Here is a 12,760-nt window from a genome sequence, read left to right as displayed (position 1 = left end):
GTAGTCGTTACGCCCGAATCGTTTCTACAAACGCCCGGATGCTCTCGGCCGATGTTCCATTTTCGCCCAGATGCCGGATAAAAGCACTGCCAACGATGGCCCCGTTCGCGTACTGGCTGGCCGTATTGAAGGTGTCGTGGTTGTTGATGCCGAAACCAATCAGGCGGGGGTTCCGCAGGTTCATGCTCTGAATCCGGTCAAAATAGGCCTTCATGGTATCACTGACGCCTTTCACCGAACCGGTGATACTGGCGGAGGAAACCATGTAAATAAATCCGTCTGATTCAGCATCGATAAGCCGAATACGCGCTTCGGTCGTTTGGGGCGTAATCAGATTGACATTAACAAGGCCATACTGCCGGAAAGTCGATGCGTATTCATCTAGAAATAAATCCAGTGGCAGGTCAGGTAAAATAACCCCGTCGACGCCTACTTCCTGGCATTTCCGGCAAAAGTTTTCGATACCGAACTGAAGTACCGGATTGATATAGCCCATCAGCAGAATAGGTACTGTAATAGGGTTGGTCGCATCGGTCCGGCACCCGGCTAACTGAGCAAAAAGCGTTTTAAGCGACATTCCGTTGTTGAGGGCCTGCTCATTGCTTTGCTGAATCGTTTCGCCATCGGCAACGGGGTCGGAGTAGGGCATACCAATTTCAACCAGATCGACGCCCGCTTCCTGTAAACCACGCAGAATGGTTGTCGTGTCAAGTAGATTCGGGTATCCGGCCGTAAAATAGACATTCAGCAATCGCTCGCTCTTCTGCGCGAACAGGCTGGCAATCCGGTTGGCCGCAGCGTCGACCGTTTCAGGGTAGGTTAGGTGTTCGTTCATCGTTCATGTAAAACGGAGTACCACCGCGCAGGTAGCCTTATCCGTTTTATAATTTACAAATGCTTTGAGTAAGTACTTAAATCTTTATCGCCACGGCCCGACAGGCACACGACGACGACGTCGTCGGGGTTGAGATTCATTTTCTCAAGGGCAGCCAGGGCGTGCGCTGTTTCCAGAGCCGGAATAATGCCTTCGAGTTTGCTCAGTTGAAAACCGGCCTGTAAAGCCTCATCATCCGTAACGGCGTAGAAATCGCCCCGTCCCGATTCGAACAGGTGGGCGTGTAACGGACCGATGCCCGGATAGTCCAGACCCGCCGAAATAGAGTACGGTTCCGTTACCTGACCATCTTCGGTCTGCATCAAAATGGTACGGCTTCCGTGCAGTACGCCTGGCTTGCCAAGTGCCGTTGTTGCGGCAGAATGCCCCGAGGTAATCCCCTGACCGGCGGCTTCGACCGCGACCAGCCGAACGGATGGTTCATTCAGGTAATGATAAAAAGCACCGGCGGCATTACTGCCTCCACCCACGCAGGCTACAACGTAATCGGGATTTTCGGTTCCGGTTTTGGCTGCCAATTGCTTCTTTATCTCCTGAGAAATAACGGATTGGAACCGCGCTACCATATCCGGATAAGGGTGTGGACCCACCACCGAGCCAATGATGTAATGCGTATCGACCGGGTTATTGATCCAGTGGCGCATGGCTTCGTTGGTGGCATCTTTGAGGGTTTGGCTTCCCGATGTGGCCGGAACAACCGTCGCGCCCAGCATCCGCATCCGGTCGACATTTGGCTTCTGACGTTCCATGTCGATGCTGCCCATGTAAACGATGCACTCCAGTCCCATCAGCGCGCAGACCGTTGCAGTAGCCACGCCATGCTGACCGGCACCCGTTTCGGCCACGATGCGCTTTTTGCCTAATCGTTGCGCCACCAGAATCTGACCAATGGTGTTATTGATTTTGTGCGCGCCAGTATGGCAAAGATCCTCACGTTTCAGGTAAATCGTAGCCCCGATGTGAGCCGACAGGCGTTTAGCCAGAAACAACGGCGTTGGCCGACCAACATACTCTTCGAGCAACTGCCAGAACTCAGCCTGAAAGGCCGGATCGGCAATGATGTTCAGGTAGTTCTGCCGTAACTCGTCAACATTTGGGTAAAGCATTTCAGGAATGAATGCTCCGCCGAAGTGGCCATAAAAGCCTTTATCTGATACCTCGAAAGAGGTCTGTGGTTCAAGAGTTGTTGTTTGCATGATACTAATGCTTTACTAATCGTAATTCTAACGCTGGGAGATGGTCAAAATCATTATCGTTGATGTGTAGTTCCATATCTAGATATAGTGCCGTGGCCGCAACCGCGACGGCGGACCGCCAAATATCATTTTTGCCCATATTCCGGGCGGAGGATTTGAGTGGAGCCGTTCTAAGTTTACCTTGACTGAATGCATCCAACTCCGCATAGTATCGTACTAAGGCCCGTGTGATATCGACACTAGGATAGCGGGCTATCATGTCAAGCATGAACTCCACTTTCTGAATACCCCAGTCGGATTTTAACGAAAAGAATTCCAGAACAGGATAACTCGCCAGATCATCACACGGCTTCCTCTTCTTCAACGGGCCGAAGCCGGGTAATGAGTTCTTTTACTTTGTTTACGTCTTTCACACCGGGTGACAGTTCAACCTGGCTGTTTACATCGACACCGTACAACTTCATGCCTTTCAAATCCGCCAACTGGTCGAGGTTGTCGAGTCCGATACCACCACTGATGAAAAATGGTTTTTCGTTATCGTACCGACTCAGAATGCTCCAGTCGAAGGTGTGGCCGTTACCGCCGGGTTGATCGCCCTTAGCATCGAACAGGAAAAAGTCGCACTGGGCTTTGAAGTTGTTCAGCATCGAAAAATTGAACGACTCGTCGACCCGAAACGCTTTGATGATATTGATGCCCCGATTGCGCAGGCTCCGGCAATAGTCCGGCGTTTCGTTGCCGTGCAACTGCACATACTGAAAATCGTATTTCTTAACCGATCGCAGAATCAAATCGGGGCTGGCGTTGACAAATACCCCCACTTTTCGAATGGAGCGGGGCAACCCTTTTACGACATCTGCATCCAACTCTTCGCCAACAAAGCGGGGTGACTGATCGTAGAAAATGAATCCAACAAAGTCAGGACCAAGGGCGGCAATCTCTTTCAGGTTGTCGGCATCACGCAGACCGCACACTTTGATTTTCATGGCTTACAAGTTAAATTGACAGGGTAGAATTGTATTGGTTTACCAAACTGGCTAGTGCCTTTGCTGGATCGGTTGTTTTCATAAAGGCTTCACCAATCAGGAAACCATCGAAGCCAGCCCGGAACAGCGCTAGCATGGTATCGGCATTGTCCAGGCCACTCTCGGTGATTTTGGCGAAGGAATCGGGTATCCGCTCCACCAATCGCAGTGACGTGTCGATTGAGGTGGTGAAGGTTTTAAGATCCCGGTTATTGACCCCCACCAGATCGATGTTGTATGTCAACGAGCGGTCAAGTTCCTCTTCGTCATGTACTTCGAGCAACACCTGCATGCTCAGGTCGTGGGCCTGTAGGCTGAGCTCGGCTATTTCCTCGGCGGTCAGGCAGGCCGCAATGAGCAGCACCAGATCGGCACCCCAGGCTTTGGCTTCGATCAATTGATACCGGTCAACCACAAAGTCTTTTCGGAGAATTGGTGTTCCGGGATTTGCTTGCCGAGCGGCCTGCAAATCGGCCGGCGTTCCGCCAAAAAAGGACTCATCGGTCAGAATCGACAGCACGGCAGCGCCAGCTTTCACGTAACCCTGGGTCGTCGTGACAAGGTCGGCCTGGTCGTTGATGATTCCTTTGGAGGGAGATTTGCGCTTGAACTCGGCAATGATGCCCGTCGAGTGTAGATCCTGTACGGCATCCCGTGAGGAGAGACAGATCCGTTTAAAGTCGGGGAGTTGTTCCAGTACCGACACGGGTGTTTCAGCTTTACGCTGTTCTACTTCAATGCGCTTTTGGGCGATTATTTTGTCGAGAATTGTCATGCTATCAACTTCTTAAAACACGCTAACGCCCGTTTGCTTTCCAACGACTCGCGCGCCATGGCAACGGCTTCTTCGCGGGTTTCGGCCTTGCCGGCCGCCAGCAGGGCCATTGCTGAATTGGCTAACACGGCCTGCTTCTGGGCCGACGTGGCTTCGTTATTCAACACGTTCAAAAATATCTGCGCCGATTCATCCAGCGTGTGGCCACCCGCCAGCGACTCGGGAGTCAGTACATCCAGCCCTAATTGCTCAGGCTCAAGGACTTGCTCACTGGTATTGCTGATAACCTTGAAAGCGCCCGTCAGTGAAATTTCATCGTACCCATCCAGGGCGTGCAGAATCATAAACCGCTTGTCGGTTTGCTGATAAAGGTACGCATATAATCGCGCCAATTCAAGATTAAACACGCCAACAAGCTGTTTGGCAGGCTTTGCCGGATTGATCATGGGGCCGAGTACGTTGAAAAAGGTTTTCACCCCCAGATCGCGCCGGATGGGAGCAACGTTTTTCATGGCCGGATGAAACAGGGGTGCGTGGAGGAAGCAGATGCCTGCGGTATCCATTTTGCGCTGTAACTCACTAACATCATTGGTGAACCGATACCCAAGTTTTTCCATCACAGTCGATGAACCCACCAGCGACGATACGCCATGATTACCGTGTTTAGCAACGCACTGACCGGCACCTGCCACCACAAAAGACGACAACGTTGAGATGTTAAAGGTATCTTTCCCGTCGCCCCCCGTGCCGCAAAGGTCCATGGGGTCATACGCGTCAAGATCAACGGGTAAACACAGTTCGAGCATCGCATCCCGGAAGCCTTCGAGCTCTTCCAGACGCAAACTCCGCATCATGTAAACCGTTAAAAATGAGGCAATCTGCGCCGGATTATATTCGCCCCGCCCAATACCCAGCAAGACTTCCCGCGACTGGTCTTTGGTGAGGTGTTTGTATTCGAAAAGGTGATTGAGAATGGCTTTCATGTGTGTTTATATGTGTAGGGACGCGACCCTTCGCGTCTCCTGTGCGTCAGCAATATCAGCCGGTGACTGAGAGACGCGAAGGGTCGCGTCTCTACACGTGATATCAAATGGTTAACCAGTTCTCCAGCATCTTGACGCCGTTCTCGGTCAAAACCGATTCAGGATGAAATTGAAGGCCTTTTACGTCGAAACGGGTGTGCGATAGGGCCATGATGCGACCTTGCTCGTCTAGGGCCGTTGCGCGTAAATCAGCGGGCATCGAATCGGGAACGACTGTCCAGGAATGGTACCGGCCAACGGTCAGTTCTTCGGGAATACTGGCGAAAATTGGCTCCGAACGATCCACAATGGCGGCCTTATGCGCGACGCCGTGGAGCACATCGCCCAGATTTTCGAGGGTGGCGCCGTACACTTCGCCAATGCCCTGATGACCCAGGCAAATACCCAGTATGCTTTTGGTTGGGCCGTACTCCCGGACCAGATCCTGCATGATGCCCGCTTCGGAAGGAATGCCCGGCCCCGGCGAAAGCAGGATTTTGTCGTATTGCTCGACTGAATCGAGAGTAATCTTGTCATTCCGGATCACGTCAGGCCGATGACCTAACTCCCGCAGAATGTAGACGAGGTTGTAGGTGAAAGAATCGTAGTTGTCTAAGACGAGTAGTTTCATGAGTAACGCGGACGGGAAGTCCGCCATTAGTAATGGATATCAATGCAGACAGGATCGGGGTTGCCCGTACGGTCCGCGTTACAGCGTTTTGGCTTGCTCAATCGCTGTCCGCAGCGCAGCCAGCTTGTTGTGAACTTCCTGCAATTCACTTTCAACGACCGATTTAGCGACGACACCGGCCCCCGCCTGGTAGTAGAGCGTGTTGTCTTTGCTCATAAACGTGCGGATCATAATGCAGTGGTTGAACTCACCGTCGAAACCCATGTAGCCGATACTGCCGGCGTAGAAACTACGGCTTATGTTCTCGTACCGGTCAATCAGCTGCATGGCGTTGTGTTTGGGCGCACCGGATAATGTTCCGGCCGGAAAAGTTTCGGCTACGATCTGAAGCGGATCAGCCGTTTCGGTCAGATCGCCGACAACTTTCGAAACGAGGTGAATGACGTGCGAATAGTACTGTACTTCTTTAAAGGTCTCGACCTTCACGACATCGCAGTTGCGGCTCAGGTCATTGCGGGCAAGATCAACCAGCATGACGTGTTCAGCCGATTCTTTAGGGTCGTCATAGAGTTTCTGCGCCAGTTCAGCGTCGCGGATATCGTCGCCCGTACGCCGGAAAGTGCCGGCAATCGGGTAGATGGTAGCCTGACGGTTCTTGACGACGATCTGCGATTCGGGCGAAGAGCCGAACAGCTTGTAGTTGCCGTAATCGAAGTAGAACAGGTAAGGAGAAGGGTTCAGCGAGCGCAACGACCGATACACGTTGAATTCATCGCCAACGAAAGGGGTGGAGAACCGGCGTGATAAAACGATCTGGAAAACATCGCCCCGCTGGCAGTGGTCCTTTCCTTTCTGAATGACCCCCCGAAACTCATCGTCCGTGAAATTCGATTGTTCCGGACCTGCCGGACTGAACGAATAAGTCGGGTAATTACGGCCCGTAATCAGATCGCTGATGTAGTCTAATGTGCTGTCGGGCTGAGTCTCGCCATCGCGCAGGTAGCTGTGCTCAAACAGGTACAGTTCATCTTTGAAATGGTTAATGGCCAGAACGTATCGATAAACGGTAAAGACTGCCGCCGGCATCTGGTTTTCGGGTGGTACGGGTGCGTGCAGCGAAATATCCTCGAAACTCTGCACAGCCTGATAGCCGAAGTAACCGAACAAGCCATTGGAGATGAATGGGAAGGGGGCTTTCTCGTGCTCAAAACTATCTTTAAACTGCTGAAGAGCACCCAGTACATCCTGTTCGGCCAATGCCCTTGTTTGCTCGTTGTCACCCGGCATTCGGACGGTCAGCAGCTTGGATTCGTAGGAGAAACTGGCAACGGGATCGAACGCGATATACGAAAAACTGTTGTCGTTGCCGTGGTAGTCAGAACTTTCCAGGAGAATGCTGTTCAGAAAACGATCGCGGATACGCAGGTAAATGCTAACCGGAGTAATGATGTCGGCCAGCATCCGTTTGTGACGGCTGACAACGCGGTAAGTGGTTGGGGCTGTTAGGGTTGGCATAGCTTTTTTTAGTACGATGATAGAAAAGGCAAAAAAATAAGGCCCACCGGGATGCGGTGAGCCTTTGTATATCTGTTGGTAAACAACAATAACGGCAACCTCATCCCTGTTGAGAAGAGTGCCACCACCAAATCATGTTGTTAACCGAATTATTCATGTCTTTTTGCAACCGTGACAAGGCCGTATTAAACACAGCCCCGCCTTACGGCTACAAAGATAAAGCGTTTGTTTTGTCTTGAACAAGCGTATCCAGTTTTTTCTGAATAAATGTTGTCAGCTTGCCCGGAACTTCCCATGGCAGCAAATGCCCTGCCTGGTCTACTACCTCAACGGTAGCGCTTGGCAGATAAGGCACGACCAGCCGCGCTTGCACATCGGGCGGTAAGGCGCGGTCTTCAGAACCGACCGCGATATGGACCGGAACCAGTATGGAAGTCATCTGATCCGAGATGTCCTCTTTACTGCCTTCCAGCAGCCAGGCCTCCCAGGCTGGTTTGGCCGTGCGTAGATCGTCGGCAATGATTTGCTCCCGAACCGCTTCCGAAACCGGCGCTTCCGTAATGTTTTTGAGCGTTTTTTCGGCGGCCGAGCGCTGGCCATGCCCCTCTAAAAGCTTCTGCCGTTCATCATCCGGAATGGGTTCCGGAACCGGGGGCGATGGCGATACAAGGATCAAGGATTGAAGACCAGCGGGCTGGCGTGCGGCCAGGGCCAGGGCTACTTTCCCACTCATCGAATGACCTACCAGCGCAAAATCCTGAACGCCCAGCGAGCTGATCAATCCGGCAATATCGTCGGCCATGGTCGCGACGGAATAACCGGTTGCCGGTGCCTCCGAATCGCCGTGACCGCGCAAATCAATGGCAATGCATCGGTAGTTGTCGGCCAGCGAGTCCATAACCGATTGCCACTCCAGAGCCGAGCCACCAAAATAGTGCAGGAAAATAAGTGCCGTAGTTCCTTGCCCTGTCTCCAGTACGTTCAGGTTAACACCATTGACTTCATGTTTCATTATACCTGGACTTTTAAGCGAGCTGGGCGATCCGTTAATTCGAGTACTTCGCCATGAGGAACAATGGTAATCTGGCCAAATTCCTTCAGCAGACTTTTGTAGGCTTCGGCAACAGGGCGTGGTTTACGATCCATGTCATACAGACCGCACTCATTCACATTGTTATTCAGTTCGCCCAGTTGCGTATCCCAGTCAACCTGATCAATCAGACTATACCAGGTAAATCCCAAAACGGGGACGCCATCCCGACGCATTTTCATGATGCCAACCCATTGTTTGTGCAGCCATATGGGTGCCTGATCGGCTTCAAAAACGTTGGTTTCTGTGTGCATGACCGGCATCCGATAGCGCTCATAATATTCCTTCGTGATTTCGTACCAGCCCAGCACATCCACCGAGGTTTGTATCGTACCATCGGCCAGTCGAATGCGCTCATTCCGGCCGTAGTAATCGTTACCCATAATCTGGTAGCCCGGTGGCTTTCCGTTCATGAACCAGTCGTACTCTTTCCGGGTCATGCCGTTATCCATCAGGTACATACCAACCGTAGCCGACGGCGGATTTGCATACAGAAGGTCCAGCGATAAGAAGCGTAGCTCGTTTTCCAGGGCTATGTCAGGCGAAGGTTTGGCATAGACCTCGTGCGTAAATTCGGCACTTTCGCTCTGGACAATGACGCAATCGGGTCGGCGCTTGGCAATCTGGTGGTTAGCCATGATGCTGGCGGCTGCGCAGTGCTTCATGGCGGTAACAAATCCTTTGTCGGTTTTGAGTTGCTCGTTCCAGACGCCGTCTTTAGCACTGATTCGGGCTGTCACATAAATCTCGTTGACGGGGGTGTAGAAGCGAACCCACGGATACCGCTCCGCAACGGCCGCAGCGTAATCGGCGAAGTGAATAGGCAACTCCGGATTCTGAAAGTTCTCGAGCCAGTCCGGAACGCCAAAGTGAAGCAGGTCAAGAATTGGCGTAATACCCAGCCGTTTGATTTCGCCCATAACGTCATCGGCAAAACTCCAGTCGTACTTGCCGGGTGCCTTATGAATGCTGTAGTAAGGAAGACCGTAACGCAGGAATTTCAGGCCCATTTCTTTCACCAAACCCAGGTCTTCTTTCCAGCGGTCGTAGTGGCCGCATTCGCGTAATAAATCTCGACGAATTTTACCTTTCTGGATAGTAGGGTACGAACACTCGATTCCGGTGGCGAACATAAAATTCGACTTTTCGTTCTCCGGAAGGCCGCTGCCGTCGTGGCCACCGGCTCCACCAAACTGATCGCCGTCGTAGTTACCGTCGCCGTATTTTTTTTTAATCTTATCTAAAAAACTCATACTAGTTAAAAAGCAATAAGGTGGAGTTGGGGTAAATCACTACGCGGCTGTAGACCGCATTTTTGCTCCTCTGTGCGCCAAGAACCGGTCGGCTGTTCGAAGCGCTACCGCCATGATTGTCAGGGCTGGATTAACGCTTAGTGCACTAGGAAATGTTGAATTGTCACTGATGTATAGATTCGGAATATCGAACGACTGCCCATCGGCGTTGACAACGGCCGTCTCAGAATTGTTGCCCATACGGCAGGTGCCGATAACGTGCGCATTACGCTGGAAAGCCCAGATGTTTTTAGCTCCGGCGGCTACCCAGATCTCGCGCATAAGTTTGTCGGCGTGAGCGGTCATGCGTTTTTCGTTTTCGCCGTTGGTGAAGTAGACGCGGGGTTTCAGAATACCCCGGGTATCTTTCTCGTCCGACAACTCCATATAGTTGTGCTCGTGGGGCAGGCAGTCACCTAGAATATTGATGCCCGCCATGTGGTTATAAGCCAGCGCAGCCTGTTTCAGCGCGTTTCCCCACAATCCACGGCCCCGTGCCAGTTGAGTCAGGTACGTAACTGGCATGGCCCCGATTGACTGAAGCAGGTACCCGCCTGCGAAATCGACGGGTCCGCCGTTGCGGTCTTTCGGACGGTGAGTTTCCTCAGAAATCAACGCACCGGGAATGCCTTTGTACGGGCGGACGTCTTCGTCAAACTCCCCCCAGATCTGTAGTCCCGGATGCGCCATGACATTCCGGCCAACCTGCCCGCTGCTGTTAGCGAGGCCGTTGAGGAGCAGAAGCCGGGCTGTTTCCACCGTGCCAGCGCAGAGAAATACGTATCGGCAACGCTGGCGTTCTTCCTGACCATTGCGGATGTACACCACCTCGCTCAAGTTGCCAGCCGCGTTTTTAGGTAACTGTGTCACAAAACATTCCGGGCGTACCTCGGCCCCATACTGGATAGCCAGCGGAATATAGGTTACATCCATACTGGCTTTGGCACCGATATTACAGCCCGCCTGGCAAAAACCACGGTTGGTGCAGGCCGGGCGCATGCCTACACCTTCCTGGTAATAAGGCGCGGACAGGGCCGCATTGGCTGCCGGAGATGTCTTGATGCCGAGTTCTTTACAGCCCCGTTCCATCAGTTGGCCAGCGCCGTTGATGGGGAGTGGTCCCAGTGCATAGGACTGTTTCCGGGACGGCCCCCACGGGTAAGAAGACGGTCCCGATACACCCAGAAACTGTTCTACCTCATCGTAATACGGTTCGATCTGGTCGAACCCAATCGGCCAGTCATGTCCTACCCCGAAATCAGTATGAATCTGAAAATCATCGGGTTGGGCACGGGGGGTATAAGCCGTATAATGGAGCGTGGAGCCGCCAACACCCGTACCGGAATTGTTACTTCCGAATGGTATGGGGTCATTGCCCGCGCTCAGTCGTTCATCGTTCCAGAAGAGTTTCTCCTGATCTTTTTCGTCGGTGGCGAAATCACGGGCCGGGTTCCAGTGGGTGCCTGCTTCAAGGGCAACAACGCGCAGGCCAGCTTTGGCCAGTCGGGCTAACAGGGGTGCACCACCCGCTCCTGTGCCGATAACGATCGCGTCAACGGTTTCTGTAGTTGAGTACGTTTGCATAATGGTTAGGTCAAAGGACACAGAGCGGGGTAGTGTCAATACATACAACGGTTTTTATGAACCGCCACCCCAGGCCCTTTACCCAATGCGTTTTGGTTCTCGGTCTTCCAGGTTGTTCAGACCAATGCGATTCCAGGCTGGCACATCGGCCATACCGACGTAACCAATTTCTTCCTGCGCTAGTGGATGGCTGTAGTAATTTTCGGTGGCTTCGGTCAGCAATTCTTCGAAGAATCGATCGGCAGGGAGCTTTTTCCAGGTGTCGCCCGGCGCTTCCATTTGCTGAACGGCTTTCAGGATAAAGTCCTGTTGTTCAGCAGAAATGTTTTGAAAATTCTGGTGAAATGTCAGTTGAGCGCTTTCGTCGATGCCCTGCAAGCCAAGGCGGTAAGCGTCCTGATCGGCTGGCATCGTATCATAGCGCCAGCCGTCGCCTTTTTGGTCGCTCAACCGCTTGTCGATGCTGCTCGCCATATCGATCCGGCCAGCAGGGTTATCCTGTGGAACCAGACGATCACACACAGCTTGCAGAAGCGAAAATTCACTTGCCGAAAAGAACACAGGCTGATGAGGAGACGATTGCAGGCGCTCCGTAAGTGCCCGTCGTGTGGCATCGGTTACGTGCTCGGTACGGAGCAACTCACGAACCGTGTTGGGTGGGTATTGGGGATGCATGAATACGTGTTAGGGGACTTAATGGGTAGTAGGTTATGTATGATGTATGCTGTAAGGTGTGTAGTGCATGTTTGTCGTACAGCCTATAGCATACGTCATGCGTAGTTCCTTATCCCAGTTTACCGCCGGTTACTTCAACGATGCTGCCGGTCATGAAACTACCTTCACTGGAAGCCAGGAGTACGTAAGCAGGGGCTAACTCTTCGGGCTGACCAGGTCGGGCGAGCGCAACCTCGTGACCAAAGTTCTTGACTTCGTCTTCGGGCATCGTCGCCGGAATGTTGGGTGTCCAGACGGGTCCCGGCGCAACGCAGTTTACCCGAATGTTTCGTTTGCCCAACTGAATGGCCAGCGATTTGGTGAATGAATGAATGGCACCCTTGGTCGCCGTGTAGTCAACCAGAATTGGGTTGCCCACGATACCAACTATACTGCCCGTATTCACAATCGCGTCGCCTTCGTGCAGATGTGGCAGAGCAGCCTGCGCCATAAAGAAATAGGCGAGAATATTGGTGTCAAAAGTACGGCGAAGCTGCTCTTCGGTGATGTCTTCCAGTTTTTCCTGCGCCATCTGAAAAGCCGCATTGTTAACCAGAATATTCAGTTTGCCATAATGATCGACCGTTTGCTGAACGACATCCTTACAGGCGGCCGAACTCCGAACATCGGCCTGAATGACCAGACAAGAGCGTCCTTTGCTTTCGACTAGTCGTTTTGTATATTTAGCATCGTCGGTATTTTCGTTGTAGACAATGGCTACATCGGCACCTTCCATGGCAAACGCAATGGCTACTGCCCGCCCGATTCCAGAATCGGCACCCGTAACGATGGCGATCTTGTCGGTTAGTTTACCGGCTGGTTTGTAATTGGATAAGTCGCTGTCGGGGGCCGGGTCCATGTCTGACTGCCGGGCTGGATAGGGGAGTTGCTGACCGGAGATCTCCTCCGATTTTGGGCGAAATTCAGTTGTTTCCATGTCGTCGTTAAGTAAATACCCATTCAGTCAGCTTACTAGCTTGGTTGGGTATGTAGACAAAAACAGCTGTTTACCCCTTTTGTT

General features: G+C 52.4%; 12 protein-coding genes. All 12 read right to left on the bottom strand.

Annotation, left to right across the window (positions count from 1 at the left end; all coding sequences use genetic code 11):
• Positions 1–7 precede the first annotated feature (7 nt).
• Positions 8–835 (bottom strand): tryptophan synthase subunit alpha, encoded by an 828-nt coding sequence (gene trpA, locus ACYU87_RS17235; RefSeq protein ID WP_461135320.1) that lies wholly within the window; start codon positions 833–835, stop codon positions 8–10.
• Between the two features lie 53 nt (positions 836–888).
• Positions 889–2,091 (bottom strand): tryptophan synthase subunit beta, encoded by a 1,203-nt coding sequence (trpB, locus tag ACYU87_RS17230; protein WP_461135319.1) that lies wholly within the window; start codon positions 2,089–2,091, stop codon positions 889–891.
• Between the two features lie 341 nt (positions 2,092–2,432).
• Complete coding sequence (locus tag ACYU87_RS17225) at positions 2,433–3,077, bottom strand: phosphoribosylanthranilate isomerase (protein ID WP_461135318.1); 645 nt, start codon at positions 3,075–3,077, stop codon at positions 2,433–2,435.
• Positions 3,078–3,087: 10 nt separating this feature from the next.
• The gene (gene trpC, locus ACYU87_RS17220; RefSeq protein ID WP_461135317.1) at positions 3,088–3,891 is read right to left on the bottom strand and encodes an indole-3-glycerol phosphate synthase TrpC; all 804 of its coding nucleotides are present in this window, start codon (positions 3,889–3,891) and stop codon (positions 3,088–3,090) included.
• Positions 3,888–4,874: an anthranilate phosphoribosyltransferase gene (gene trpD, locus ACYU87_RS17215; RefSeq protein WP_461135316.1), complete on the bottom strand. Its 987-nt coding sequence runs from the start codon at positions 4,872–4,874 to the stop codon at positions 3,888–3,890. The genes trpC and trpD overlap by 4 nt, the downstream gene beginning before the upstream one ends.
• Positions 4,875–4,977: 103 nt before the next feature.
• Positions 4,978–5,544, bottom strand: a complete 567-nt coding sequence (locus tag ACYU87_RS17210) for an anthranilate synthase component II (RefSeq protein WP_461135315.1) — start codon at positions 5,542–5,544, stop codon at positions 4,978–4,980.
• A 78-nt stretch (positions 5,545–5,622) separates the two neighbouring features.
• Positions 5,623–7,059, bottom strand: coding sequence for an anthranilate synthase component I family protein (locus ACYU87_RS17205; protein WP_461135314.1), 1,437 nt, complete (start codon positions 7,057–7,059; stop codon positions 5,623–5,625).
• A gap of 208 nt (positions 7,060–7,267) precedes the next feature.
• A complete protein-coding gene (locus ACYU87_RS17200) occupies positions 7,268–8,071 on the bottom strand; it encodes an alpha/beta fold hydrolase (protein ID WP_461135313.1) in 804 nt (267 codons plus the stop codon).
• Positions 8,071–9,402 (bottom strand): family 1 glycosylhydrolase, encoded by a 1,332-nt coding sequence (locus ACYU87_RS17195; protein ID WP_461135312.1) that lies wholly within the window; start codon positions 9,400–9,402, stop codon positions 8,071–8,073. Before ACYU87_RS17195 ends, ACYU87_RS17200 begins: the two co-directional genes overlap by 1 nt.
• A gap of 39 nt (positions 9,403–9,441) precedes the next feature.
• Positions 9,442–11,025: a GMC family oxidoreductase gene (locus ACYU87_RS17190; RefSeq protein WP_461135311.1), complete on the bottom strand. Its 1,584-nt coding sequence runs from the start codon at positions 11,023–11,025 to the stop codon at positions 9,442–9,444.
• 78 nt (positions 11,026–11,103) lie between these two features.
• Positions 11,104–11,700: a gluconate 2-dehydrogenase subunit 3 family protein gene (locus tag ACYU87_RS17185; protein ID WP_461135310.1), complete on the bottom strand. Its 597-nt coding sequence runs from the start codon at positions 11,698–11,700 to the stop codon at positions 11,104–11,106.
• Positions 11,701–11,809: 109 nt separating this feature from the next.
• Complete coding sequence (locus ACYU87_RS17180; RefSeq protein ID WP_461135309.1) at positions 11,810–12,676, bottom strand: glucose 1-dehydrogenase; 867 nt, start codon at positions 12,674–12,676, stop codon at positions 11,810–11,812.
• Positions 12,677–12,760 lie beyond the last annotated feature (84 nt).

This window comes from Spirosoma lituiforme, from assembly GCF_054776635.1.
The sequence above is the reverse complement of the archived record's forward strand: the minus strand, read 5'-3'. Positions and strand labels throughout refer to the sequence as shown.